Here is a 24676-nt window from a genome sequence, read left to right as displayed (position 1 = left end):
CCTCCTGTGAACAAAGCTACTAAATCGATTTAGTTTAAAGATTCTAAAATAAAACATTTTTTTATATCGTTTGTACTGATTCCCGGCTGATTAATGTTGGATCCATTCGATAAATCTTTTGATCATTAACTTCACCATGAATGCTTTTTAGCAAGATTTCGGCCCCTCGTTTCCCAATATCTTCACTTGGTTGTTTTATTGTGGTAAGAGAGGGTTGATATATGTTTGCATAAGAAACGTCATCAATGCTGATTAAACTAAAATCGTCTGGAATTTTCCGATCGTTATTTTTGCACTCATTAAGTATTTCTAATAATACTAAGTCATTTCCAGCAAGTATAGCTGTGGGAGGTTCCGGTTCATTGAAAATGTTAGTGATTTCTTGTTGAATTTGATCTAAAGAATTAGTTACTATATGATTTTCGTTCATCCTCAGCCCAAAGCGTTCCATACTTATGCGAAATCCTTCTAAACGTTCTAAGCGCGGTGTTACATAATCAGTGGCTGGCATAGTGATAATACCAATTTTCTTATGATTCGCCTGCACAAACGTTTCGACAGCTATATCTACTGCTTTAAAATTATCAAGCAAAACTGTATTTACTGATAAATCTGGAATAATTCGGTCTAAAAAAACGAGAGGTATTTCTCTTTCTTCTAAGAGATTGTACATATCAATATTGTTTCCAGTAGGGAAAATAATAAATCCATCTACTTGCTTTGCCATTAACGTTTGAATGTATTTTCGTTCTTTCCCCGGATCGTCGTCAGCGTTACAAACGATTACATGTACTTCTGCTTCCATGCAAACATCTTCAATCGCACGGATTATTTCAGTAGAAAATTTATGAAGAATATTCGCCACAATCACACCGATAGTTGAGGTTTTTTTTACTTTCAAACTCCTAGCCACTGCATTTGGCGAATATCCTGTTTCCTCAATGACCAGCTCTATAATTTCCCTGGTTTTTTTGGACATAAATTCATACCGGCCATTTAGATACTGGGAAACAGTGCTTTTAGAAACATTTGCTTTTTTAGCTACATCAGACATTGTTAAATAAGATGACTTTTTTTTATCCATGTTTCCCAACCCTTTAAATCGATTTATTTCTGTTAATTATAAACGATATCATTTTTCTTTCACAATTATTCCATACTTATTAAACAGATAGCTCATTTATTGCTTTAAAAAGTCGATCGTATTTTGCTCGATAAAAATACCCTCTTTTTTGCTTTGTTCTGCTTTGATCTGTTCTATTTCCCCAGGTACGTAGACTCTTTCAACGTTTTCCCCGCCCGGAGCTTCCCGTAATTCTTTTATCATCTGATCCATTTGGAATAAAAATGTATTTAAGTCTGTAAAATAGGCTGGGTTAACTGCCAGAAAGAAATGACCTAAATTCCTTTTTTGTTCAAGGTTTTCATACATGCTATTGATATGCGGCCCAAACGCTACTCCAGCTAATATACCAGACAATATATCGACCATTGCTGCCAAACCGTAACCCTTAGGGCCTCCGGCAGGTAATAAGTTCTTTAATTTAAAAGGATCATTAACATTTTCTCCATTACTATCTACTCCCCATTCTAAAGGAATGTTTTTATTATCCTCTCTTGCTTTTAGCACTTTTCCTAATGCGGCAGCTGAAGTAGCCATATCAAAAATAAAAGGCTTCTCTTTGTAAGCGGGTGCCCCTATTGCAATAGGATTGGTGCCGAAGAACGGTTCTTTACCGCCAAATGGCACTACTGCTTTATCTGTTTGGCTCATAACGATTCCAATTAAGTTAGAGTCAGCTATCATTTCTGTATAAAAACTTAAAGCTCCGCAATGACTGCTATTTCTTGCAGTGACAACCCCTACACCACAATTTAATGCATTTTTTATTGCTTTTTGCGTCGCATGCTCCGCTACTATATGTCCTAAACCTGCATCTCCTTCTACTACCCCTGCAGAAGAACTTTGTGAGTCATAAACTATAGAAGGCGCAGGGTTTATCCCCCCTTTTTTTATCTTTTCTATATAATGATTCATTCGCATCACTCCATGTGAGTGCACTCCACGTTCATCAGCGTGTACTAATACCTCCGCTACTGTTAAGCTTTCGTTTTTTGCAACACCATGGTTTTGCAATTTTTTTGATACCAGTTCCTTTAATTCTTCAATTGTAATATTTGTTTTCTTATCACTCATTTTTCTCTCCCCCCCATTAGTCATCAAATAATTCAGGCAGGAATAGGGAAACGGACGGTACAAAGCTCACCAAAAGCAAAACAGCTAAACTCATTAACAAAAATGGGATTAATGCTATTGACGACCTCATTAAAGAAACATTACCAATTGAAGAAGCAACAAATAGACAAACACCTACTGGAGGAGTAGATAGGCCAATAATTAAATTCAACACCATCATTACTGCAAACTGTGTGGGATCCATACCTACCTGTGTGGCCACTGGCATTAAAACTGGAAATAAAATTAACAAAGCGGCAATTGTTTCCATAAATGTTCCGACAATTAATAACAGCACATTTAAAAGCAGGATTACTATAATTGGGTTTTCTGAAATAGTTAATATGGTGTCAGCCACTAGTTGGGGTATTCTTTCACTTACAAGAATCCATCCAAATAAGTTCGCGAAACCAACCAGAAACATTATTCCGGCTGTAGTAATCATAGAATCAATCAATATTTTCGGCAGTTCTCTTATTTTGACTTCTCTATAAACGGCTACCCCTATAACCAACGCGTATAAAACTGCTACTATTGATGCTTCCGTAGGAGTAAATATGCCACCTAAAATACCGTACAAAATAATAAATATCATCAGCAAGGAAAAAAACGCACCAGGAATTGACTTAATTATTGAAACGACAGAAGCTCTCGGCTGCACTGGGTAATTTCTTTTTACGGAAATTACATATGTAACTAGCATCAAGCTCAAGCCAATGATAATCCCCGGAATAGCTCCAGCAAGAAACAATTCTCCAATAGATATAGTTGCTAATGTACCGACTATAATCATAGGAGTAGAAGGAGGAATTAATGGGCCTACAGTAGATGAAGAAGAAGTAACCGCTACTGCAAAAGGAGCGTCATAGCCTTCTTTTTTCATAGCTGGAATCATTACGGAACCTATACTAGCCGTATCTGCTAATGCTGTGCCCGAAATACCGGCAAATCCCATTGAAGAACCAACGTTAGCAAGCCCTAAGCCTCCTCGAATATGACCAACAAGTTTATTGGCGAAATCAATTATTCTCTTTGTAATACCGCCTGCATTCATAAGGTTTCCAGCCAAAATGAATCCTGGTATAGCTAATAAAACAAAAGAATTGATACCTTCAAACATCTTTTGAGCCATCACAGTCAATTGTATATCGTTTAGCAGTATATAAATAAAAGATGAAATACCCAAACTAAAAGCAATTGGCATGCCTAAAAAAAGCAATAGCATAAAAGCTAAAAATAAAACGAGGGCCATCATAATGTCTCCTCCTCCCTATCAAATTTATCAAACAATGAATAATAAGCATTAAGCAGGCTGTAAATAATCAGCAATGCAAAAGAAATAGTCATGCTACTATAAATAACTGACATTGGTATGCCTAGTGTGGAAGAGGTTTGATTTTGCCCTACTGAAGAAAAATTGAAAGCAGCTATCATAAAAATAATTGAAAAAGTTCCTATTATTAAATACATAACAGCGTCATAATATTTTTTAAATTGATCTGGAATTACATAAAGAATTAAATCTACACGGACAAACTCTCTTCTATACATTGTTAATGGAGCCCCAAAAACAATGCCAAAAATAAAACAATATCTAGAAGCTTCTTCAGTCCATATGAATGAAAATGGCATGTATCTTCCTAAAATTTGCAGCGTAACTACAGTAATCAAAGCTGCAAAAAACAGAAATGTCAATGTTAGTAATATGCCATTCAAAATTTTTAACATTTTCACCCTAAACACCTCTAGCAGGTTTTAGAAATGACAGCATAAAAGTGGAAAAGTTCCCTCTTATGCTGCCTCTCTCCTGTTGAATTTTTATTCAGTTTCTACAATTCTATTGTACAAGTCTAGCTGCTCTTCAGATAAAGTATCTTCAATAGCGGGCTGCATAGCTTCATTAAATGCTTCGGTATCAACGTCATCGTTAAATTCCATGCCTTCTTCTTCAAGCATGCTTTCATACTCTGCTGTTTCTTCTTCATAAAGTTCCTGGCCATGTTGCTGTGCTGTTTCAGCTGCTTCCATTACTTGCTCCTGTGTCTCTTCATCTAATTCATTCAATTGCTCGTTACCTACCACTACATAAATCCAACTATTAACATGCTCTGTTCTGTTTACATAGTCCTGAACCTCATAAAGCCCTCCGCTGTGGATAAGGTCTACCGGGTTTTCCTGCCCATCAATTACCCCTTGCTGTAAGCCGGTAAAAACTTCACTAAAGTCCATAACCTGAGGGTCTGCTCCTGCTTCCTGCCATGCAGATTGGAATAAAGGAACGTTCGGTATACGCATACTAAAGCCATTCAAATCTTCTGGTGTGCTAATAGGCTCATTTGAAGTAAGGTTTCTTGGAGCCCTCATATGATAATACAAAGGTGTTACTCCAACTTCGTCGCTTATTGCACTTTCAATTTCCTGACCAATGTCTCCCTCGACTACTGTTTGCATATGTTCTTCGTCTCTAATCGCGTATGGAGCAGCCATCATAGCAGCTTCTGGAGCCCAATTTTCCATTGTTTCACCAGAAATAGTCATGTCAGCCGTCCCGTCTTGAATGCTGTTCAGTACCTCTGTTTCTCCACCTAATTCCTCGTTTGGATAAATTTCGATATTTACTTGACCATCTGTGTTGTTGTCCACTTCTTCAGCAAATTTCTCCGCAGTTTTATGCCAAACATGGTCTTCGTCCGATAAATGGCCTAACTGCCATGTAACTGAGTCTCCAGAATTGCCTTCGCCACCTGAATCGCCTCCACTGCCTGAATCATCTCCTCCGTTTCCACAAGCAGTTAAACTTAACGCACCAATTGAAACTAAACCCAATGTAATAGCTTTCTTAAACATAATAGACCCCCTAATATTTGTATAAAAATTATTGATTGATACCGTTTTCAAAGATAATTAAATTACTTTTTAAAATATATTTATAGTATGTTTTTCGATTTTTAAGTAGTTTACTGCTTTCAAAGAAATTGCTTTAAAAAATCTTCAGGTTACTGTATTGTCTGCCCTCCTTCAAATATAATAAACCGATTTAGTAATGTTGATTGAATTGCTTAGCTTAGTCCTTGAGTAAGCACATTGATTCATTTTAAAGAATTAATTGAGAAGATATTAAAATAATCAAACTTTCCACGAACTTCAAAAAGTTTTAATTTAAATTTTCTTTATACTAAACATTAACAAATTACTAAACCGTTTTAGTAATGTATTTACAAATTGTAAGCGATAACATATTTTAAATCAAGCCCTTTTAAAAATTTCTTATATTTTCTTTTTTAACCTTTGCTTACTCATCCATCAGCTTATTTTTATATTTATCTCGTATATATTTTGATAGTTCAACACCTATAAAAAAATCTTTATCCGGCCTATCGTAGTCGGATAAAGGTTTTTTGTTTTAAATGTTGTGCGTGAGCTAATTTATAATAAATGTTAATTACGTTTTACTTTTTCTTTATGAACCTCACTTCTTGCTTTGATTATGATAGCGCCCCTTCGGCACTATAAGAGGTGAGAGCGATACGGGATCCTCGATAACGGTGCAGTCCAAATCGTAAATGTTCTTCATCATATCTGCTGTAATCACCTCAGATGGCGTACCACTTGTCACAAGCTGTCCTTCACGAAGGGCAAAAATATGGTCAGCATAGCGGGCGGATAAATTTACATCATGAAGTACCATCACAATAGTCGTACCGTGCTTACGGTTCAGATCGGTTAACAGATCTAAAATCTCGAGCTGATAGGTAATATCCAGAAATGTCGTAGGCTCATCCAGAAATAAAATATCGGTCTCCTGTGTCAGGGCCATCGCAATCCATACGCGCTGCCGCTGACCACCGGAGAGTTCATCGATGTTCTGCTCCGCGAGCCCGGTAATGTTCATCGTTTCCATCGCCTCTGCAACCGCCTGATAATCCTTCAGGCTCCACCCCTTCAGGAGCGACTGGTGCGGAAATCTGCCTCTTCCGACCAGGTCTGCAACCGTTATGCCCTCCGGCACAATAGGCGACTGCGGCAGCAGCCCCAGGGTCCGTGCCAGCTGCTTGGAGGGAATTTTATGTATTGCTTTGCCATCGAGGGTGATTTTCCCTCCCCGCGGTTTAAGCAGACGGGCCATGGCTTTCAGAAGCGTGGATTTCCCACACGCATTCGCGCCGATAATCGTATTAATCTGATTGCTCTTAATCTGCACGTTGATATGGTCAAGCACCGTTTTCTGATCATATCCGGCGACAATATTTTCCGTTTGGAACTGGTGAGTGGATTTCATTATAAACTTCCCTTTCGATTCATTCGAATGAGCAGATACAGCAGAAACGGAGCACCGAGCACCCCGGTAATAATGCCGACCGGAAACCTCGTATCAAATGCGAACTGGCCAAGCAGGTCCGCGGCCAGCACAAGATTGGTACCAATCAGGCCGGCAGGGATCACGCTTGTGAAGCTGTTTCCTATGAGTCGTTTGGCGATGGGCCCCGAAAGAAAAGCGACAAACGCAATCGGACCGGTTACCGACGTCGCCAGAGCAAGCATCCCTACCGAACTGAGAATAAGCAGTATTCGCGTCACGTCCGTATTTAATCCGAGCGTGACGGCTGACTGTTCGCCGAGCTCGAGTATACTTAAATGTTTCCCAAGCGCTATAACCACTGGTGCACAGACCACCACTCCGATGATTAACGGCAGCATAGCGTCAAGCTGTACCCCGTTCAGGCTGCCGCTTAACCACTGCAGTGCCTTCGACAAATCCTCCTGTCGGCCGATCAGCTGCAGGTACGATATAAACGCGGTGAGCATTGCCTGAACGCCGATACCAATCAATATCAAACGCCCCGTGGAAAACGATCCCGCTTTTGAAAAGCCATAAATAATGATCACGGTAGCAAGTCCGGCAATCAGTGCGGCGATGGAAACGACCCCATCACTCGTATGCAGAATGAGAATGCAAAAAAGAGCCGCCGCACTTGATCCTGCGGTAATGCCCAGTATTTCGGGGTTGGCCAGCGGATTTCTCAGCATAGTCTGAAAGACGTTCCCGGCAATGCCAAACGCAAAACCGGCTAAAAGCCCGGCAAGCATGCGCGGCAGCCGGATCGTGTTAACTGCAAAGGAGGCGCTGCCGGACGTATCCCCGGTCAGCGCCCGAAACACCTCCGGTACGGAATAGATCGTATTGCCAAGCAGCAGCATGGCACAGCAAAGCGCCAGGCAAAGCACCACCAGCAGCATATTAACAATCATCCATCTCCGTCGTCGCTGCCGGCGTTCAGCAATGATTACATTTATCACATTATTCATAACGACCGCACTTTCATTCGCATAGCTAAAAAGATTAACAGCGGGGCACCGATAAATGCCGTCACTACGCCCGCCTCCAGTTCACCCGGGCTGACCACAATCCTCCCCAAAACATCCGCTGTCGTAAGGATGATGGCTCCTACCATCGCTGATATTGGAATAATAAAGCGTAAATCAGGGCCGAGCAGCAGCCGGATGAAATGAGTGGACATAAGCCCGATAAAGCCTATCGGCCCTGCAAGCGCCGTAGCCGCCCCGCACAGGATAACGCCTGCAAAGGCGGCGATAATTCTCAGCACCCCGGTGCGGACGCCCTGCCCGGTGGCCACCTCATCTCCCAGAGCCAGCGCGTTGAGCGCCGAAGCCGACAGCACAGCCAGTATGACCCCCACCAGCAGAAAGGGAGAAAACGCTAAAATGCTGTTCCAGCTCCCGGAGCCGACGCTGCCCACCTGCCAAAACCGGAACTGATCCAAAATGTTCGACCGCGGCAGGATAATCATGCTGATGATGGAAGACAAAGCCGCGCTTGTGGCAGCTCCGGCCAATACGAGCTTCAGCGGGGTGGCCCCTGCCGGTCCCATCGAGCCTATCCCGTACACAAAAACGGCTGTGATAATGGCCCCTGCAATCGCAAAGCCGATGTACTGCCCCGCCGTGCTGATATTCCAGAATGCAAGACCTGCCACCACAAACAACGCCGCCCCTGTATTTACCCCTAGGATGCTCGGGTCAGCAATCGGGTTCCGGGTCACAGCCTGCATGAGCGCTCCGGATATGCCGAGAGCCGCCCCACAGCAAAGACTGAACACCGTCCGCGGCACCCGTTCCTGCACGACGCTTACGGCGTACGACTCTGTGCCCGAGTAGGACAACCCGGCTGTTATTTCCTCCCACGTAAGCGTCCGTGCCCCTAAAACGAGGGAAGCGAGCACACAGACAACCAGAGCAGCGGAAAAGAAAGCAAGTACTTTTGTCAGGTGCCTCGGTACATAATCAATAGCAGTGCTTCTTTTTTTCAAAATACTACTCATCGGATTCGTCGAGCGCTTCTCCAATCAGTTCTAGATATTCATCGATTGTGTAGGGAATCGATAGCGCTGTTGGCGTTCCTGCAGCTCCCAGTTCAGATCCATCCTCAACAAATGCTACGTTGCCTTCTTTAACAGCAGAGATTTGTCCGAGCTGTGGGTCGGCACGGACGGCTTCATACAAATCCTCATCTCCGTAGCCCATGATCAGATCGACGTCATTAAGCGCATCCGCATTTTCAGCACTCATCGTTACCGAAAACGCCGATTCGTCCTCGACTAATTCCGTTACGCTGTCCGGGTTTTCAAACCCCAGTTCATTTAAAAAGGAGACGCGTGGGTCGGCCGGCGTGTAAAAATGCAGCTCGGACAAATCATTGGCGGAAAAATTCACCCATGCGACAGTTTTGCCCTCGATTTCCGGATATTCAGAGGCTTTCTCTTCAATCAGGTTCTCCGTCTCTGTAATAAGCTCTTCGCCCTCGTTTTCCATAGCCATGCCTTTCGAATTTAACCGTATCTGGTCACGCCACGAGGTCGTCCACGGCGATTCCGGGTAGGCAACCACCGGGGCAATCTCGCTCAACAGATCATAATCCTCCTGGGTAATACCCGAGTAAGCGGCAAGAATGACGTCGGGATTGCTGTCGGAAACAGCTTCAAAGTCGAGGCCATCCGTATCCTGATAAACGTTGGGGTCTTCGGCCCCTAGTTCATCCAGCTTTTCCTCTGTCCATGGCAGAATGCCCTGATCATTAGTAACGCCGTAATTAGCTGCGGAGAAGCCGACAGGTATCTCGTCCAGGGCTAGCACCGTATCCTGGTTTCCCCACTGCACTGTCGCCACCCGCTCCGGCTCTCCTTCAATGACCGTTTCCCCAAAGGCGTGCTCAATTACGATTTCCTCTTCCTCATTATTTCCCTCCGACCCGGACGTTTCAGCCCCGTCAGAATCATTTTGGCCGGAACAGCCGGCAAGTGCTCCTATTACCCCTACAGAAGCAGCAGTAATGCCCAGTAAGCGTTTTGGATTTCGAACGATTCCCATGTTTTCTCCCCCATATATGTTTATGTATTACTTATCAATAGTGATAATGATTATCAATATCATTAAATATAGAGGAAATTTGTGAAAATGTCAAATGAGAATATAGTTTTTCTTGAAGTTATTATCTATGCGTCTTTTTCTGCTATTACTTTATAAAACCCTTTTGCCGGGAAGGACCGCCCGGTTACAAGCATCCCGGCCTCGATGACCATCCTCTCCATCTGTTCCGGGGAAATGCGCGGTGCCTGATGTGCGTTGGATGGGTAATCTTCCAGTTCCACTATTACCAGGCGTCCGCCCGGTACAAGTACCCGCTGCACTTCCTCGAGAACCAGCGCAAGGGACGAAGCTTCATGCAGCACGAGCGAAGCCAGAACCACTTCCACAGATGCATTGGAAAACGGCAGTTGATTCATCTCCCCCTGCACAGTGCTTATATTGGTAAGAGAATTCTCACCCGCCTTGGCTTCAATAAGTTCAAGCATCTCCAGATCGCGATCAAACGCAAAGACCTGTCCTTTCATTTTTTCTGCCGCCGGGAGCGTCAAGTATCCTGTCCCGGCTCCTAAATCCAGCACGCGGTCAGAAGTATGAATTGTAATACTTTCAAGCACTTTTTCCGGAGGAAGAGCCTCCCGCCGTTCTTTTCCGTCCAAATAGGCTTTTTTTTCGGATAATGAGTGAGGGTGATAATGCGTCATCTTTCTACCCCTTTCTCGCAAGTAAATTAACAAAGATATTAAAGATTCTTATTATCTTTAATCAAACCTACTATAGCACCCACTTTTTCGCTTGTCTATCATTACACCCGTCATTAAGAAGCTACCTAGTGGTGAGAGCAGCCCCTTATATCTTTATCGATAAAATCATTACCTGTTTTCATCTCTGCTTTCTGTTACGGCGGACGATTCTCGCAGAAATTTTTCAAACAGCGAGAGGTTCGACATAATAGTGACAATCCATTCATTTGCCTGAAACTCTTTTACACCTTCGTACAATTCCTCTTCATTACTGCATTCTACGATCGTGTATCCTTTCTGCTTCCATCCGTCTATGTTCATGTCCTCACGCCGGCCGGCAATTACTTCGCGTTCTTTTGAACTGTAGCAGTATATAAACGAAGGAGCAGTCATTGTTTCAGCCTCTTTTCTATAAAATTTGGTCCGGCAGATAAAAAGCCAGCACTAAGAAGCCTTCTTAGTACTGGCTGCGAAGAAAAGCGTTCTTCTTTTCAACTACTGCCGATGTATTATATTGTATGCTGGCAATCGGACTGGTCGGTCTTTAATACATATGAATATAAAAACCACAGAGAGGTATTGATCTCTGCAGCTTATCTGTCAGCGCTAATGTCTGAAGATTCCCGCCACTCTGTCTCAAGAAGTATTTCTCATTATTCAAAGCTCGGGTCGCAGAAATACAGACACAGGCTTTTCAGGCTCTCGTTTATCGTATATGATCATTCGTATAAGCCAAAATATCGCTTCATCTGCATGCAGCGCATTGAAAGGCGCTTTTGTCCATAATGCTGACCGCCTTGAGCTAAAATCCAGTTTCCATTTTTATACTAAAGCTATTTACTAATACCTTAATCATAACATAGTTTGTATAGTGCGCAAATTAAGCGTAATAAAATGATAATATTAAGCATGTAACGGCAGAAAAAACACCGTTGGAAAAGGAGTGAAGGCTATGCAAACTATCGGGCTGCTCGGAGGCATGAGCTGGGAGTCCTCCGCCCTGTACTATCAGCTGGTTAATGAGGAGGTAAACCGCCGGCTCGGCCGCCTGCATTCGGCCCGGTGTCTCCTGTACAGCGTCGACTTTGAAGAGATTGAACAAATGCAGGCCGCAGGGAGCTGGAAAGCTGCCGGAGAACAAATTGGGAAAGCTGCCGAAGCTCTTGAACGGGGCGGCGCCGACTTTATCGTTCTCTGTACCAATACGATGCACAAAGTCATCGAAATAATCGAATCGTACATACATGTGCCGGTGCTGCACATTGCTGAAGCAGCCGCTCGTGATATCCGGCGGCAGAACCTCACCCGCATTGGGCTGCTCGGCACCAGATATACGATGGAGGAAACGTTTTACACGGGCGGCCTTCAGGCAGCAGGGCTCGGGGTCACGGTCCCCGGTATCGATGCACGCACAGAAATCAACCGCATTATTTTTGAAGAGCTCTGCCAGGGTATCATCCGCCCAGTATCCAAAAGCTATATGCTCGAGGCGATGGCACATCTGCGGGAAAACGGGGCAGAGGGTATCGTTTTAGGCTGCACGGAGCTCGGCATGCTGATCACTTCGGAGGATACGGATCTGCCAGTGATCGATACGACCCGCGTCCACGCCCTCGAAGCGGTGAACAAGGCACTCGACAACTAAACGCTATGGAGGAATGATCATGGAATGGTTTCAGCATTACGGCGTAATGGGCGCAGTCTTTTTAACTGCTGCGCTTCTAGTTGTATTCAGCCGACTGCTCGCCCGCAACCGACGGCGCCCAAAACTTGTCGTGACTATTTTTTGTGTGCTTCTTCTGCTGGCTGCTGCCGTTGCAGCTGCCTACGGCTGGTGGGAAGCTTCAAACCCCATCACGGCTCTCAGCTTCGTGTTTCTCGCTGCCATGGTATGGCTCGGTGCCGGCACTGGTATATGTCTCCTTGGCATCCAAAAAGCATTAAAAACTTCAAAGGGGTGAGTTTTCATGCAGCACTGGAGCTTAACAAAAGAAATCCACACCGCGTATGGAAATATCCGTTACGACGTGCAGGGGAGCGGCCCGCCGCTCGTGCTCGTCCACGGCACGCCGTGGTCGTCGTTCAACTGGCGCCACCTGATCCCTACCCTCGAGCGCTCATACACCGTCTACTACTATGACCTGCTTGGATACGGGCAGTCGGAAAAGCGTGACGGGCAGGACGTTTCGCTCGGCGTGCAGAACCAGATCCTGGACGAGCTGCTGAACGCCTGGGGCCTTGATGACCCTATTATTATCGGCCATGACTTTGGCGGCACGACCGTGCTCCGTACTCATCTGTTAAACGAACGCCCGTTTCAAAAAATAATTCTGATCGACCCCGTCGCCGTGGCACCATGGGGCTCTTCGTTTTTTACCCACGTGGCGAGTCATATGGAAGCCTTTCAGGGCATTCCGGCCTTCATTCACGAAGCGATGACTGAAGCCTATGTGCAGGGCGCTGCCTATAAACCGATGCCTACGGAAACGCTCGCGGGCATTAAAGCACCGTGGCTCGGTGCTGACGGCCAGCACGCCTTTTACCGGCAGATGGCGCAGGCTGACCAAAAATACACTGACGAGATTGAATTCCTATACGGTGATGTTTCTGCTCCTGCCTTGATTGTGTGTGGACCGCGCCCATACGCTGCATGCTGCCATACCGGGCTCCCGCTTGGAACTCATTCCGGGAGCCGGCCATCTCGTGCAGGAGGACGCGCCGGCGCATCTGCTCGCCTGTATCACCGACTTTCTGCGCGAGGAATAAAAAAGATCCAGCATACTCTCCGATGAGAGCGTGCTGGATCCTTTGTTTACCACTCGGCGATTGTGCCGTCTTTATGCCGCCACACCGGGTTTTTCCAGTTGTGACTTTCCCTGGCGCGCTCGCGCACGTAGTCTTCGTTGATCGTGATGCCAAGACCCGGTCCCTGCGGCATTTTCACCGCGCCGTCCTCATAGGCAAACACGCTCTTGTCTTCAATATAGTCAAGCAGGTCGTTGCTCTGGTTGTAGTGAATGCCGAGGCTCTGCTCCTGAATGAAGGCGTTGTGGCTCGTCGCGTCCACCTGCAGGCAGGCGGCAAGCGCAATCGGGCCGAGCGGGCAGTGCGGCGCAAGCGCCACGTCGTAGGCTTCTGCCATGGTGGCGATTTTTTTGCCTTCGGTGATCCCGCCGGCGTGCGACAGATCAGGCTGAATAATATCGACCCAACCGTTCGCCAGGATGTTTTTGAACTCCCAGCGCGAATACATGCGCTCGCCGGTCGCAATCGGAATGTGCGTATGCTGGCGCAGCTCCTGCAGGGCCTCCATGTTTTCGGTCAGTACCGGCTCTTCGATAAACATCGGATGGTACGGCTCAAGCTCCTTGGCGATCACCTTCGCCATCGGCCGGTGCACGCGCCCGTGAAAGTCAATGCCGATGCCGACACCTGTGCCAACCGCTTCACGCACAGCCGCCACCCGGGCGACCGCTTCTTCCACCTTATCGAATGTATCAATGTACTGCATTTCCTCCGTGCCATTCATTTTAATCGCCCGAAAGCCGGAATCCACGGTTTCCTTCGCCGCAGCGCCGACATCACTCGGACGATCGCCGCCGATCCAGGAGTAGATGTTGATGTTGTCGCGGCAGGCGCCGCCCATTAGGTCATAAATCGGAGCGTTGTAAAACTTGCCCTTAATGTCCCAGAGCGCCTGGTCGATGCCGGCAAGCGCGCTCATATGAATCGGCCCGCCGCGGTAGAACCCGGAGCGGTACAGCTTGTTCCAGTGGTCCTCGATCCGCATCGGGTCTTCCCCGATCATGTATTCCATCAACTCATCAACGGCCGCCTTAACGGAAGCGGCCCGTCCTTCCACAATTGGCTCTCCCCAGCCTTCAAGGCCATCATCAGTCGTAATTTTTAGAAACAGCCACCGCGGCGGCACCTGAAATAGTTCATAGGATCGGATTTTCATCGGGATTCCCCTTTCGTCTGTTCGATATTTGCCAGCTGCAGGGCCCCCTGCAGCGACGCTTTTTCAAGCTCCTGTTTCGTAAAGGCGTGGACGGGGCGCTCCTGCTTCTGTTCGAGCACGTGCCGGTACGCCTCCTGCATCGCTCCGTGACCGCCGAGATATATCCAACCGGCACCGGCAGCGGCGCGTTCGAATGCTTTCATATCCTCGTACAATACCGCGCCGAGCAGCAGGTTTGCCCGGGCGTTTTCGGTGTAATCAGCAAACAAATGGCGCAGACGCACGTAGTACGCCGCCCGCGTAAACCCTTCCGTTTCCGCGAGATCCCAGCCCTCCATCAGCACCTCCGGCTCGAGCGCTTCCACAAGCTTCGGTCCGACCGAATCGGATAAAATCGTGGAGGCCCGCAGTGCCGAGAGCGTTTCTCCGGCCAGGGTGGACGTGCAGCTGAGCAGACGTGAGCCGTCTTCGACCCGGATGTATTTGGTGTGCGAGCCCGGCAGGAGGATCAGGCCGCTGCCTTCGGCCGGCGTATGACAAAGCATCCCGAATGCTTCAACCTCTTCGCCGCGCATCACATCCACCGGCTCTTCGCCGTTTTTCATGCCGGTGATCCAGTGCCAGCGCCGCGCATAGTAGCGCTCGTGCACCGTACGCTCGGCGAGTTCCTCCATCGTAAGCGGCGACGGGGCATGGGGCACTTCGCGCATGCCGATGTTTGCCGTCAGCATGCCGTAGCCAATCACATCCCGGAACGTAAACTGGGCGGTCAGCGTGTCGAGCTCGTTATCAATCAGCCGCTCGAGCAGCGAAAAGTCCTGCTCCATCGCCTGATTGCGCACGCCCTGATCGAGCGATATGCGCTTTTTAACCTTAAGCGTTTCGGTATCCACGACCCGGAGGCGGGTGTTGGTCGTGCCGCCGTCAATGACAATGACGTTCATCGGCTTCCGCCTCCTTCGCGGAGTAGCGCCCGTGCCTGTTCCATGTTACGGGTCAGCTGCTTCATCTCCCCGCGTTCAATAGCCTTCGGATCCACCACCTGGCTGCCAAGACCAACTGCGTGCCAGCCGTGCTGCAGGTACTCCTGCATGTTATCAAGCGACACACCGCCGACTGCCATCGCACGTACGTGCGGAAGCGGCCCGTGCACATCCTTCAAATAGGATGCACCGAACGCGCGTATTGGGAAAATCTTCACCATTTCCGCCCCGGCTTCAGTTGCCTGCAGAATTTCGGTCGGCGTGAGCACTCCCGGAATGACCGGAACGCCGTAGCGGCTGCCCGTTTCAATCGTTTTGGCGTCCAGCGTCGGCGCAAGCAGAAATTCCGCCCCGGATAAAATCGCCGTGCGCGCGGATTCCGCATCGAGAACCGTGCCGGCGCCTATATGCAGATCGCTGTGGGTCGCTTTTGCCCATTCAATCGCCGCAAGCGCTCCCGGCGTATTCATCGTCACCTCGAGTACGCGGGCCCCGCCCGCATATAACGATTCAATTACCTGCTGCAGCTGCGTTTTATCACTGCTGCGGATGATCGGCACTATTTTCTCCTGTTCAATCGTCTGAATAATACTCATAGCCGTTCGGCCTCCTTTTGTTCCTTATTAAGGAACAATGTTCCGTATTATGATTAAAAAGAAAGTTTCTTACGGAAATTACTGCTTACAGTGTAGCAGAGCGCGCAGTAGATTGAAAGCGTTCTTTTTAATGGCCGAGCTCCCGTGATATGGCTGCCGCCGCCCGCTGCACCTGCTGTACGGTTGTTTCCCAGTCGATTGTTTCTGCATTCATATGCGGCATCGTTACACTCACCGCCGCCACCGCCCGCCGGTGGAAATCAAAGATCGGAGCCGCCACACAGGTAACGCCGAGCTCGTGCTCCTCCCGGTCATAGGATATACCCTCTTCCGCGATTTGTTTCAGCTCGACCGTCATCGCTTCTTTAGACGTAATGGTGTGCGGGGTGTGGCGTATCATCTCCTGCGCGTCCACCAGCTTTTCCTGCACGTGCGGAGGCTGAAACGCAAGCAGCGCTTTGCCGACGCCGGTGCAGTAGAGCGGCGCTTTACGGCCCACGCGGGAAAACAGGCGCAGCCGCGCGTACGTTTCCACTTTATCAATGTAAACGACCTGGGCGCCTTCGAGCTGCACGAGGTGCACCGTACTCGCCGTCGCCTGGGCCAAATCGTGAAGAACGGCCGAAGCGGCTTTTCGCACGTCGATCGATTCCGCCACCCGTTCGCCCATCTCCATGAAGGCGAACCCGAGCGTATACACATCGCGCCCGCGTCCCTGCTTCACGTAGCCCTTCTGCAGAAGAGACGCCAGCAGTCGGTGCACCGTGCTTTTGGCAACATCAAGGCGGTTCGCAAGTTCCGTGACTCCAAGGCCTTCCGGCGATTCGGCCAATAGGTCGATGATCTGGAGCGCTCGGTCGACGGACTGGACTCCGTTTGTGTTCATGCCACCTTCCTCCTTTCAGTACTGCAATCATCGTAGCACATTTTCCCGGTATGTTAGTATAAAACTACACGGTAAATGGAAAAGTAAGGAAGGAGTATTGTATGTATTCCCGCATGTTTGTGGATGAGCACTGGAATTTGATCTCGAGTATTCTCGGCAACTTTGCTGTGATGTTTGCGATGCTGATCGGCATCGACGGTCTATCTGCAGGAGAGCCTCCCAGCATGGTAAGCATGGTAAGTGTGGCAACAGTAATTGCTCTGCTTCTCTGTGTTAATACCGTACGGAAGTTTCGGGAGTTTCGGGAAGAGGAATGAAAAGCGCCTATCCTGGAGGATAGACGCAGTTGATTTATACATATTATTAGTTGTACACAATTCCGCCGTCGATCAGCACTGCCTGACCGGTCATGTAATCTGAGTCCGGCGACGCAAGATAGGAAACGAAATTCGCTACGTCCTCCGGCGTCTGCGGACGCCCCAGAGCGATGCCGGCCGTGAATTTCTCAAATGCGTCACCCGGCTTTTCGAGCCCCATTTCTTCAACCATCCGGGCATCGATGCGCTCCCACATGCTCGTCCCGACCACACCTGGGCAGTAGGCGTTAACGGTAATGTTGTCCGGCGCCAGTTCCTGCGCGGAGGCCTGCGTTAAACCTTTAACCGCAAACTTGGTGGCCGAGTAAATACCAAGCATTGGAAAGCCTTTATGGCCGGCAATACTGCACGCGTTAATAATTTTGCCGCCGCCCTGTTTTTTCATCTGTTCGGCTGCTGCCTGAATGCCAAAAATAACGCCGTTCACATTCACCGCGAAAATTTTCTCGATGTCTTCTTCTTCTACTTTTAATAGCGGAGCAACATGATCAATACCGGCATTATTTACGAACACATCGACGCTTCCTAAATGATCGGCGGCTTTTTTCACAAGATCGTTAATGTCCTGCCTGCTAGTTACATTGGCTTCCACAGCCAAGGCTTCACTGCCACTGTCTTTGATGGCCTGCACCGTTTCCTCCATTTTCTCCTTATCAATGTCGCTGATCACGAGATTAAATCCATCCTTCGCCAATCGCGTCGCAATACCCTTCCCAATCCCCTGCCCCGACCCCGTTACAACCGCCGTTTTACTCATTGCTCTCACCCTCCATGTAATAGATTCAAACTAATAACCCTTACCTTTTCGCCCCTTTCCATAAACCTTAATTACGACTAAAGAATCAAAACTTTAATCATGAAATTAAAAACGCCTCCCCGGAGGAAGACGCTTTTCATTTACCCTTTTTCGTTTACCACCAGCCCGGCCTGGCGAAGGATCGAAGCATTAAAATCAAGAAGTGATTCGGGCGGTATTTCCCGCACGATCTCCTCTGTCTCGCGGTCGATCACCTGCACGTACACCCGGTCGGTGTCTTCGTGCACGTTGAACTTCAACCGTGTTAAATGCGGGTCGAGCATCGCACTCAACGTTTCGAATGATTTTTCCACTTCCTTCTTTGTCACGTGAAGCGCGGAATTGGTTTCTGCTGCCACCAATTCATTCGGCGTTACTTTTGAAGCATCCATAACGCCTGTCTCCCGCTTCGACGAAGCACCTTCGCCGCCGGCTGATCGAATAGAAACATCCATCTCCCGCCTACCTCCTCCTGGGATGATCCCTATCCCTTTACGTCGATCGACTGGCCTTTGCCTGAAACGACGCTCTGCATCGTCCCGGCCTGGTTGCCGCCAGCCATGTCATCGAGCAGCTCGGCGCTCTGCTTCGACGCCGTTTCCATCGACTGGCGCATGAGCGATATGTTCGCCTGCTGCTGCGCCTGCAGTTGACTGCTTAGGATTGAAACACTGCCGACATCGATATCATCACCTCCTTTCCAATTAAAAGTATAAAAAAGGCCCTGGGGCGTCAGAACCTCTAGATGTATGTTCATGTTGGTAAAAAGTGTCTTCTTTATTTATAATATCGGAAGAAATTCGTGGGAGTGTAGTGTTGAAGCTTAAGATAATAAGTACGGCTGAAATTGCTGCTCCAGTTCCTCCTGCAGCTTCTTGACGTTAGGGGTTAACGAGAATTAAAAAATTTCCTGGAGGGGGGCGTAGAAACGGTTCTCTAAATGAGTAACGCGAACGTTAATGAGTTTTTTTTCTAGCCCATTAATTGATACATAATGTGAAATTTAAATTTTATTAAAAAACTATAATTTTAATGGCTCTCCTTTGGTGAAATTTTTTGAAGCTTTTTGTCCAATAATTTGGTTGAAAAACTTAGGAGCTAACCCGTAACCCGGACGTACTATTTTTAAATTTTTTCCCGAAAATAACTCTCCTGTTTCAATATCTTGGGAAACGTAAATTGAGCGACGAAATTTTAAAGAAGCTTTTTCGTTCTCAGTGGGACCATAGGTGATTTTGCCAAGGCTTTGCCAAGCTCGTTCTGTTTCTTTAACTAGCATACTCATCTCCATTGGTTCTAAAGAAAAATCTGCATCCACGCCCCCATCGGCCCTGGAATTCGTAAAGTGTTTTTCGATTACTGTAGCTCCTAGAGCCACACTAGCTGTAGCAACTCCAATACCCATAGTGTGATCCGAAAGGCCTACTTGGCATTTGAAAAGCTCACCCATATGAGGAATAGTGTTAATATTGGTATCTTCTGGTGTTGCCGGATAAGTACTTGTGCACTTTAATAGTATTAGGTTTTGACACCCTGCATTTCTTGCCGTCTGCACAGTTTCTTTTAATTCTTCTATTGAAGCCATACCTGTAGAAACAATCATCGGCTTCCCTGTTTTAGCTACTTTTTCAATTAGCGGCAAGTGGGTATTCTCAAAAGAAGCGATTTTATACATCGGGATCTTGAGAGTTTCCAGGAAATCGACTGCCGTTTCATCGAACGGTGAACTAAATGGTATCATTCCAAGTTCCCGACACTTTTCAAAGATTGATTCATGCCACTCCCAGGGAGTATAAGCTTCTTGATAAAGACTATGAAGGGATTTTCCTTTCCATAGACTATTAGAATCACTGATGTAAAAATCCTCCGAATCTACATTTAAAGTTAAAGTGTCTGCTGTATAGGTTTGCAGCTTTAATGCATGAGCCCCAGCCATGGCTGCTTCTTCTACAATATGTAAAGCCCTTTCAAGTGATTGATTATGATTGCCTGACATTTCTGCAATGATGAATGGAGGCTCCCCATCTCCTATCTTTCTTCCTTCTAAATTAAAAGCATTCAATTTTTGACCCCCCTCTATTTCTTTCCTCTATTATCTTTTTCGATTTTTATCAAATATGTTTCATTATTATAAACAAAAAAAGCAGGATATTTTTCATTATCTACGGTTCTCAAAAGTCTTATTTGGCTTGCTATCGTTTCATCAATATTTAGTTCACTATCTTTTGGTTTTCTTTTAGGGTAATAACTAGCTGTTCCTTTTTGTTTTTCGCCCTCATTTATAATATCTGGATATTCATTTATAAATTTGATACATAAATCAATTATGACTTTCTCTTGTTTTTCTCTTATTTCATCAATTAATTCATTTCCTGAAAAAAATATTTTTTCTTTCAAATAAATGGGTCCACTGTCTACAGTCTCACATGCTTCAAAAAGGCACATTGTAATTTCATTCTTACCTTCTAATATTTGCCAAGTTACTGGAGACCATCCTCTTCCTTTTGGAAGATCACTACCATGAACTACGATATTATGAAGATTTCTTTGTAAAGTTGACGAACTTACCAACTCTTCGCAGCTTAACAAGAAAACAATGTCTCCTTCTGAAATAAGAGCGAGGTCATGAATCCAACTTACATTATGTCCTTTATCTAAAAGTCTATTTTTCAACTCAAAAATATATGAATTACTCCAACTCTTTTTATCGGAAACAATTGTAATATCATAACTTTTCATTTTAATTTTTGCACCACTCTTTGTACGCCTTCTCCATCACTCAATTGCCTGCTTATTTTGATTAATTGAAGGCGATATGTATAATTATCAATTAAATTGATTAAAGCTTGCTCTATATCCTCTACACTCACATTTGTACTTCTACCCATATTAGTTACCGCACCCAAATTTGCTAAGTTTTCACTAATTTCCACCTGGTTTTCAGCAACATTAATAACAATAGAGGCTAGACCTACACAACATCTTTCCCACGTCGTGCTGCCTCCAGCCCCGACAAATAAATCTGCTTTCCTCATTAATTCCCCCATATTTGATACATTAAAAAAATAATTCATATTAGGAATATTTTCTATTTTATTTTGGATTTGTATTTTGCGTGGGTTAGACACACCTATAATTACGTCAACTACAATATCAGAACGTTTCAACCTTTTTATTGCTTCAATTGTCTTACCAGTTTCATCAGTAAGATCGCTCCCCCCAAAAAACACCAAAATTCTTTCTACACTTCTCTTAGGAGGCGAGACAATCTTTCTCACTTCTTTAAACTCTTTTCTTAAAAGTGCGTAGGAAGGACCTAGTAGTAAATCACAATTTTCACTTACTAATCTTTGATATCTTTTTTTCGTATCAATATAATAATTTTGATCAAGTAATATATCACATATATGCTTTCGATTAGCTAAGTCATCAATTACCAAAAGTTTTTTTACATTTTTCTTAAGTTTACTTTCCCAACGATAGTCTATCGCATAATGATCAACCACAAGAAGGTCTATCGGAAAGAACTTGCGCAAACATTTAAACGTTTTTTCCGCATCTTCTTCTTGAGTGCTGAGCAACCAGTTATTAATATTATTTTTAGGCTTTTCTATTTTAAGAACTTGAAACCCTTTTTTATTTATTAATTGTTCTAGATGCCCCGGATGATCACTAATAACGAATATCACTTCATACATATACTTTTTTAATTCTTCTGCCAGGGTTAAACAACGCATAACATGGCCAGTTCCTATTTCTATAGAACCATCTACTCTTATAGCTGCCGTTTTCTTCATGGCTTCACCTGAATTTTCTTTTGCTCTACTGCTGAATTAATAGCAGTTAATTCCGGTTTTTCTTTCATTAATGCTAGTATGTCCTCTAGATAAAACTTACAACTTTCATATGAAAATGCGGCTAGAATTTGCTCAACTAATTCTAAGTCTTCTATCGTGTCTACAGTACAACGATAACTGCTTTGATCACTTTTATAAGTTACTTCATGAATATTAAAAAGTTCCGGGTGAAAATAAATATAAGGAGTGACATGCTCCCGTTCAAATGACTTCTCTGCTTCCAAATGAGCCTTCTCTAAAGCTTCAAAAGTAAATATTTCAGCATCCATTCCTCTCGGGTAGGAGCGGGTTAATGTATTTGAAACATAATCATACCTCCCATTCTCGAAAGTACTTATAATCTCATCTACTACTTCAGGATCAATCAACGGGCAATCAGACGTTATTCGTACAATTTGGTTTGCTTTATACGAAATAGCTGTTTCATAATAACGAGATAACACATCTTCTTCAGAACCTCGATAAAAAGGAAGTTCGTATTCCTCACAAAAATTAATAATGGGGGCGTCCTTATCCTTTACAGTAGTCGCTATAACTATATGATCAATCTTTGTACTTTGTTGTAACCGTTCCACCTCATAAGCTAATAAGGGTTTTCCATTAATATTTCGAAGTGCTTTCCCCGGCAGGCGGGTGGAGCCCATTCTAGCTTGAATAATACCAATTGTATTCACCTGGAGCACCTTCTATCTTGAATATTGTTGAACTACTTCTTCTACAACATTACTTACGTCCAAAACATCCTGATCACTCATAGCAGGGAAAAGAGGTAATGATAACATTTCTTCGTATAAAGCTTCAGCTTTTGGATACCTTTCTCTTCCGTAACCTATTTCCTGGTAGTAAGGTTGGTAGTGGACAGGAATGTAGTGAACATTTACTCCAATGTTCTTCTCTTGAAGTATTTGAAAAATTTCTCGTCGTCCAACGGTCAACATGGAAAGGTTTAAACGAATAATGTATAAATGCCAGCTTGATTCACCCTCTGCCATTTGAAAAGGGAGCGTCACACATGCTATTTTTGCAAAAGCTTTGTTATATGAAGCAACAATTTCTTTTCGGCGCTTTATAAATTGATCTGCTTTTTTTAATTGGCTAGCACCTAGAGCAGCCTGAATATCTGTCATTCGCGAATTCCGACCCAAAAATTGCATTTCATAGTACCAGGGCCCTTCATTTCGTTCCAATTTCGCTGGTTCGCGAGTAATTCCATGAGAACGAAACTGCAAAAGAAACTCGTAGTAATCACGATTATTTGTAGTAATCATTCCACCTTCCCCTGTGGTAATATGTTTCACAGGATGAAAACTAAACATAGTCATGTCACTAAGAGCCCCTACTTTCTTATCCTTGTACAATGCTCCAACTGCATGAGCCGCATCTTCAATAACTATAAGAGCATTTTCCGCCGCTATACGATTTATCGCTTCCAGGTCTGCAGGCTGGCCAGTAAAATCTACAGGAATAATAGCTTTTGTTTTCTTTGTGATTTTCTTTTTCACCTGTTCAGGGTCAAGATTATATGTGTCTTCCTTAATATCTGCAAAAACTGGCTTCGCTCCTTGATACAAAATGCAATTGGCACTGGCGACAAACGTCATAGGCGTAGTAATAACTTCATCACCTTCACCAACCCCTGCAGCAAAACAAGCTGCATGAAGAGCATCTGTACCATTAGAAAAAGATACAGCATAAGCTGCATCTACATAAGCTGCAAATTCGTCCTCGAATTGTTTTACTTTAGGACCCGTGGTCAAGTAGTCACTTCTTAAGACATCTACAACAGCCTGGATATCCTCTTCATCAATACATTGTTTTCCATAAGGGAGATAGCTATCGCGCGTATAACTCATTTATTTAGACCTCCCTTACTTTTTGATGCTTTCTTTATAATTAAGTTGCTCTCTCAGTTCTTCTACGGTCAGCCATTCTTCATTCGTATTACTAATGTAGCCAAACCCTTCTTCTAGTGGCAAGCCTTTATAAAAGCCTTCAGTACCCCACCAAGGAAATTCTGGTTGTATTAAATAATATGTATCGTATTCTAACGTACGCCTGGCATCGTCTTCTGTAATCATCGCTTCATGAAGCTTCTCCCCTGGCCTTATACCAACTAATTCGATTTTGCAATCTGGAGCAATAGCTTTAACTAGATCCGTAACCTTCATACTTGGAATTTTCGGTACAAATATTTCTCCTCCATGCATTCGTTCCAGACTATCCAACACAAATTGAACACCATTCTTTAAAGTCAGCCAAAATCTTGTCATACGCTCATCAGTAATTGGTATAATACCAGTGTGCTTCATTTTTTCAAAAAATGGCACTACGCTTCCTCTGCTTCCTACTACATTACCGTATCTCACTACAGAAAATTTCGTCTCTTTTTCCCCTACATACGAATTAGCTGCTACGAATAGTTTATCTGAAGCTAATTTAGTTGCTCCGTACAGATTAACCGGGCTACACGCCTTGTCAGTGCTTAATGCAATAACTTTTTTGACGTGACAATCAATAGCTGCTTCAATAATGTTTTGAGCCCCGTTAATATTCGTTTTCACTGCTTCAAAAGGATTGTACTCACAAGCTCCTACATGCTTCATAGCTGCAGCATGTACAACTATATCCACTCCTTCAAAAGCTCGGTATAACCGGTCTTTATCTCTAACATCTCCAATGAAAAATCGAACCCTTGAATCAGTAAATTCCTGGCTCATTTCATATTGTTTAAGTTCGTCCCGGCTAAAAACAATTACTTTCTTCACATTAAGATTTAAAATATTATTAATAAACGCTTGGCCAAAAGAACCAGTACCGCCCGTAATTAAAATTGTTTTATTTTCAAATTCCAATATGTA

The 24676-nt window shown here is 45.0% G+C and carries 28 protein-coding genes; 4 read left to right on the top strand and 24 right to left on the bottom strand.

What is annotated here, in order from left to right; all coding sequences use genetic code 11:
- Positions 1-61 precede the first annotated feature (61 nt).
- From ACTRXF_RS06640 to ACTRXF_RS06590, 11 genes are all read right to left on the bottom strand, one after another.
- Positions 62-1084: a LacI family DNA-binding transcriptional regulator gene (locus ACTRXF_RS06640; RefSeq protein ID WP_474263125.1), complete on the bottom strand. Its 1023-nt coding sequence runs from the start codon at positions 1082-1084 to the stop codon at positions 62-64.
- Between the two features lie 96 nt (positions 1085-1180).
- Positions 1181-2197 (bottom strand): ureidoglycolate dehydrogenase, encoded by a 1017-nt coding sequence (gene allD / locus ACTRXF_RS06635; protein WP_474278324.1) that lies wholly within the window; start codon positions 2195-2197, stop codon positions 1181-1183.
- A 16-nt stretch (positions 2198-2213) separates the two neighbouring features.
- Positions 2214-3491, bottom strand: a complete 1278-nt coding sequence (locus ACTRXF_RS06630) for a TRAP transporter large permease (protein WP_474263129.1) — start codon at positions 3489-3491, stop codon at positions 2214-2216.
- The gene (locus ACTRXF_RS06625) at positions 3488-3964 is read right to left on the bottom strand and encodes a TRAP transporter small permease (RefSeq protein ID WP_474263174.1); all 477 of its coding nucleotides are present in this window, start codon (positions 3962-3964) and stop codon (positions 3488-3490) included. Before ACTRXF_RS06625 ends, ACTRXF_RS06630 begins: the two co-directional genes overlap by 4 nt.
- A gap of 90 nt (positions 3965-4054) precedes the next feature.
- Positions 4055-5083, bottom strand: coding sequence for a TRAP transporter substrate-binding protein (locus ACTRXF_RS06620; RefSeq protein ID WP_474278322.1), 1029 nt, complete (start codon positions 5081-5083; stop codon positions 4055-4057).
- 622 nt (positions 5084-5705) lie between these two features.
- The gene (locus tag ACTRXF_RS06615; RefSeq protein ID WP_474278320.1) at positions 5706-6515 is read right to left on the bottom strand and encodes an ABC transporter ATP-binding protein; all 810 of its coding nucleotides are present in this window, start codon (positions 6513-6515) and stop codon (positions 5706-5708) included.
- The gene (locus ACTRXF_RS06610) at positions 6515-7543 is read right to left on the bottom strand and encodes a FecCD family ABC transporter permease (protein ID WP_474278318.1); all 1029 of its coding nucleotides are present in this window, start codon (positions 7541-7543) and stop codon (positions 6515-6517) included. The genes ACTRXF_RS06615 and ACTRXF_RS06610 overlap by 1 nt, the downstream gene beginning before the upstream one ends.
- The gene (locus ACTRXF_RS06605) at positions 7540-8577 is read right to left on the bottom strand and encodes a FecCD family ABC transporter permease (protein WP_474278316.1); all 1038 of its coding nucleotides are present in this window, start codon (positions 8575-8577) and stop codon (positions 7540-7542) included. The genes ACTRXF_RS06610 and ACTRXF_RS06605 overlap by 4 nt, the downstream gene beginning before the upstream one ends.
- Positions 8570-9622, bottom strand: coding sequence for an iron-siderophore ABC transporter substrate-binding protein (locus ACTRXF_RS06600; protein ID WP_474278314.1), 1053 nt, complete (start codon positions 9620-9622; stop codon positions 8570-8572). Before ACTRXF_RS06600 ends, ACTRXF_RS06605 begins: the two co-directional genes overlap by 8 nt.
- 125 nt (positions 9623-9747) lie before the next feature.
- Positions 9748-10344, bottom strand: coding sequence for a class I SAM-dependent methyltransferase (locus ACTRXF_RS06595; RefSeq protein WP_474278386.1), 597 nt, complete (start codon positions 10342-10344; stop codon positions 9748-9750).
- Positions 10345-10491: 147 nt separating this feature from the next.
- Positions 10492-10755, bottom strand: a complete 264-nt coding sequence (locus ACTRXF_RS06590; protein ID WP_474278312.1) for a hypothetical protein — start codon at positions 10753-10755, stop codon at positions 10492-10494.
- A gap of 559 nt (positions 10756-11314) precedes the next feature.
- Between ACTRXF_RS06590 and ACTRXF_RS06585 the strand changes: the two genes are divergently transcribed.
- The 3 genes from ACTRXF_RS06585 to ACTRXF_RS06575 are packed head-to-tail and all read left to right on the top strand — an operon-like array spanning position 11315 to position 13154.
- Entirely contained in the window at positions 11315-12007 is a 693-nt protein-coding gene (locus ACTRXF_RS06585) for an aspartate/glutamate racemase family protein (protein WP_474278310.1), read from the top strand.
- A gap of 19 nt (positions 12008-12026) precedes the next feature.
- Entirely contained in the window at positions 12027-12323 is a 297-nt protein-coding gene (locus ACTRXF_RS06580; RefSeq protein WP_474278308.1) for a hypothetical protein, read from the top strand.
- A gap of 6 nt (positions 12324-12329) precedes the next feature.
- Complete coding sequence (locus tag ACTRXF_RS06575) at positions 12330-13154, top strand: alpha/beta fold hydrolase (RefSeq protein ID WP_474278306.1); 825 nt, start codon at positions 12330-12332, stop codon at positions 13152-13154.
- A 20-nt stretch (positions 13155-13174) separates the two neighbouring features.
- Here ACTRXF_RS06575 and dgoD read toward each other — a convergent pair whose 3' ends face one another.
- From dgoD to ACTRXF_RS06555, 4 genes are all read right to left on the bottom strand, one after another.
- Positions 13175-14323, bottom strand: a complete 1149-nt coding sequence (gene dgoD, locus ACTRXF_RS06570; protein WP_474278304.1) for a galactonate dehydratase — start codon at positions 14321-14323, stop codon at positions 13175-13177.
- Positions 14320-15267: a 2-dehydro-3-deoxygalactonokinase gene (locus ACTRXF_RS06565; protein ID WP_474278302.1), complete on the bottom strand. Its 948-nt coding sequence runs from the start codon at positions 15265-15267 to the stop codon at positions 14320-14322. The genes dgoD and ACTRXF_RS06565 overlap by 4 nt, the downstream gene beginning before the upstream one ends.
- On the bottom strand, positions 15264-15902 hold the full coding sequence (locus tag ACTRXF_RS06560; RefSeq protein WP_474278300.1) for a bifunctional 4-hydroxy-2-oxoglutarate aldolase/2-dehydro-3-deoxy-phosphogluconate aldolase: 639 nt from the start codon (positions 15900-15902) through the stop codon (positions 15264-15266). Before ACTRXF_RS06560 ends, ACTRXF_RS06565 begins: the two co-directional genes overlap by 4 nt.
- Before the next feature lie 127 nt (positions 15903-16029).
- Positions 16030-16788, bottom strand: coding sequence for an IclR family transcriptional regulator (locus ACTRXF_RS06555; RefSeq protein WP_474278298.1), 759 nt, complete (start codon positions 16786-16788; stop codon positions 16030-16032).
- A gap of 101 nt (positions 16789-16889) precedes the next feature.
- On the opposite strand from ACTRXF_RS06555, the gene ACTRXF_RS06550 reads away from it, so the two are divergent.
- A complete protein-coding gene (locus tag ACTRXF_RS06550) occupies positions 16890-17105 on the top strand; it encodes a hypothetical protein (protein ID WP_474278296.1) in 216 nt (71 codons plus the stop codon).
- 46 nt (positions 17106-17151) lie between these two features.
- Here the strand turns inward: ACTRXF_RS06550 and ACTRXF_RS06545 are convergent, their stop codons facing one another.
- From ACTRXF_RS06545 to pseB, 9 genes are all read right to left on the bottom strand, one after another.
- Positions 17152-17922 carry an acetoin reductase gene (locus tag ACTRXF_RS06545; RefSeq protein ID WP_474278294.1) on the bottom strand — a complete coding sequence of 257 codons (771 nt, stop codon included), beginning with the start codon at positions 17920-17922 and terminating at the stop codon, positions 17152-17154.
- 140 nt (positions 17923-18062) lie between these two features.
- Positions 18063-18416, bottom strand: coding sequence for a flagellar protein FlaG (locus tag ACTRXF_RS06540; RefSeq protein WP_474263164.1), 354 nt, complete (start codon positions 18414-18416; stop codon positions 18063-18065).
- Positions 18417-18445: 29 nt separating this feature from the next.
- Positions 18446-18718: a putative motility protein gene (locus ACTRXF_RS06535; protein ID WP_474263166.1), complete on the bottom strand. Its 273-nt coding sequence runs from the start codon at positions 18716-18718 to the stop codon at positions 18446-18448.
- A 264-nt stretch (positions 18719-18982) separates the two neighbouring features.
- Positions 18983-20023 carry a pseudaminic acid synthase gene (pseI, locus tag ACTRXF_RS06530; RefSeq protein ID WP_474261136.1) on the bottom strand — a complete coding sequence of 347 codons (1041 nt, stop codon included), beginning with the start codon at positions 20021-20023 and terminating at the stop codon, positions 18983-18985.
- Positions 20024-20037: 14 nt separating this feature from the next.
- Positions 20038-20700: a formyltransferase family protein gene (locus ACTRXF_RS06525; protein WP_474261135.1), complete on the bottom strand. Its 663-nt coding sequence runs from the start codon at positions 20698-20700 to the stop codon at positions 20038-20040.
- A complete protein-coding gene (pseG, locus tag ACTRXF_RS06520; RefSeq protein ID WP_474261134.1) occupies positions 20697-21758 on the bottom strand; it encodes a UDP-2,4-diacetamido-2,4,6-trideoxy-beta-L-altropyranose hydrolase in 1062 nt (353 codons plus the stop codon). Before pseG ends, ACTRXF_RS06525 begins: the two co-directional genes overlap by 4 nt.
- Positions 21755-22492: a cytidylyltransferase domain-containing protein gene (locus ACTRXF_RS06515; protein WP_474278292.1), complete on the bottom strand. Its 738-nt coding sequence runs from the start codon at positions 22490-22492 to the stop codon at positions 21755-21757. Before ACTRXF_RS06515 ends, pseG begins: the two co-directional genes overlap by 4 nt.
- A 12-nt stretch (positions 22493-22504) precedes the next feature.
- Positions 22505-23671, bottom strand: a complete 1167-nt coding sequence (pseC, locus tag ACTRXF_RS06510) for a UDP-4-amino-4,6-dideoxy-N-acetyl-beta-L-altrosamine transaminase (protein ID WP_474261132.1) — start codon at positions 23669-23671, stop codon at positions 22505-22507.
- Between the two features lie 15 nt (positions 23672-23686).
- Entirely contained in the window at positions 23687-24673 is a 987-nt protein-coding gene (gene pseB, locus ACTRXF_RS06505; protein WP_474261146.1) for a UDP-N-acetylglucosamine 4,6-dehydratase (inverting), read from the bottom strand.
- Positions 24674-24676: the final 3 nt, after the last annotated feature.

It is taken from the genome of Marinococcus sp. LNHM3E3-2.2 (assembly GCF_056034385.1).
This window is presented reverse-complemented; position numbering and strand designations above follow the sequence as displayed.

Excerpts from the sequence above, each read along its gene's own strand:
- ACTRXF_RS06640 (WP_474263125.1), bottom strand. The coding sequence starts at position 1,084 with ATGGATAAAAAAAAGTCATCTTATTTAACAATGTCTGATGTAGCTAAA.
- allD (WP_474278324.1), bottom strand. The coding sequence starts at position 2,197 with ATGAGTGATAAGAAAACAAATATTACAATTGAAGAATTAAAGGAACTG.
- ACTRXF_RS06630 (WP_474263129.1), bottom strand. The coding sequence starts at position 3,491 with ATGATGGCCCTCGTTTTATTTTTAGCTTTTATGCTATTGCTTTTTTTA.
- ACTRXF_RS06625 (WP_474263174.1), bottom strand. The coding sequence starts at position 3,964 with ATGTTAAAAATTTTGAATGGCATATTACTAACATTGACATTTCTGTTT.
- ACTRXF_RS06620 (WP_474278322.1), bottom strand. The coding sequence starts at position 5,083 with ATGTTTAAGAAAGCTATTACATTGGGTTTAGTTTCAATTGGTGCGTTA.
- ACTRXF_RS06615 (WP_474278320.1), bottom strand. The coding sequence starts at position 6,515 with ATGAAATCCACTCACCAGTTCCAAACGGAAAATATTGTCGCCGGATAT.
- ACTRXF_RS06610 (WP_474278318.1), bottom strand. The coding sequence starts at position 7,543 with ATGAATAATGTGATAAATGTAATCATTGCTGAACGCCGGCAGCGACGA.
- ACTRXF_RS06605 (WP_474278316.1), bottom strand. The coding sequence starts at position 8,577 with ATGAGTAGTATTTTGAAAAAAAGAAGCACTGCTATTGATTATGTACCG.
- ACTRXF_RS06600 (WP_474278314.1), bottom strand. The coding sequence starts at position 9,622 with ATGGGAATCGTTCGAAATCCAAAACGCTTACTGGGCATTACTGCTGCT.
- ACTRXF_RS06590 (WP_474278312.1), bottom strand. The coding sequence starts at position 10,755 with ATGACTGCTCCTTCGTTTATATACTGCTACAGTTCAAAAGAACGCGAA.
- ACTRXF_RS06585 (WP_474278310.1), top strand. The coding sequence starts at position 11,315 with ATGCAAACTATCGGGCTGCTCGGAGGCATGAGCTGGGAGTCCTCCGCC.
- ACTRXF_RS06580 (WP_474278308.1), top strand. The coding sequence starts at position 12,027 with ATGGAATGGTTTCAGCATTACGGCGTAATGGGCGCAGTCTTTTTAACT.
- ACTRXF_RS06575 (WP_474278306.1), top strand. The coding sequence starts at position 12,330 with ATGCAGCACTGGAGCTTAACAAAAGAAATCCACACCGCGTATGGAAAT.
- dgoD (WP_474278304.1), bottom strand. The coding sequence starts at position 14,323 with ATGAAAATCCGATCCTATGAACTATTTCAGGTGCCGCCGCGGTGGCTG.
- ACTRXF_RS06565 (WP_474278302.1), bottom strand. The coding sequence starts at position 15,267 with ATGAACGTCATTGTCATTGACGGCGGCACGACCAACACCCGCCTCCGG.
- ACTRXF_RS06560 (WP_474278300.1), bottom strand. The coding sequence starts at position 15,902 with ATGAGTATTATTCAGACGATTGAACAGGAGAAAATAGTGCCGATCATC.
- ACTRXF_RS06555 (WP_474278298.1), bottom strand. The coding sequence starts at position 16,788 with ATGAACACAAACGGAGTCCAGTCCGTCGACCGAGCGCTCCAGATCATC.
- ACTRXF_RS06550 (WP_474278296.1), top strand. The coding sequence starts at position 16,890 with ATGTATTCCCGCATGTTTGTGGATGAGCACTGGAATTTGATCTCGAGT.
- ACTRXF_RS06545 (WP_474278294.1), bottom strand. The coding sequence starts at position 17,922 with ATGAGTAAAACGGCGGTTGTAACGGGGTCGGGGCAGGGGATTGGGAAG.
- ACTRXF_RS06540 (WP_474263164.1), bottom strand. The coding sequence starts at position 18,416 with ATGGATGTTTCTATTCGATCAGCCGGCGGCGAAGGTGCTTCGTCGAAG.
- ACTRXF_RS06535 (WP_474263166.1), bottom strand. The coding sequence starts at position 18,718 with ATGAACATACATCTAGAGGTTCTGACGCCCCAGGGCCTTTTTTATACT.
- ACTRXF_RS06525 (WP_474261135.1), bottom strand. The coding sequence starts at position 20,700 with ATGAAAAGTTATGATATTACAATTGTTTCCGATAAAAAGAGTTGGAGT.
- pseG (WP_474261134.1), bottom strand. The coding sequence starts at position 21,758 with ATGAAGAAAACGGCAGCTATAAGAGTAGATGGTTCTATAGAAATAGGA.
- pseC (WP_474261132.1), bottom strand. The coding sequence starts at position 23,671 with ATGAGTTATACGCGCGATAGCTATCTCCCTTATGGAAAACAATGTATT.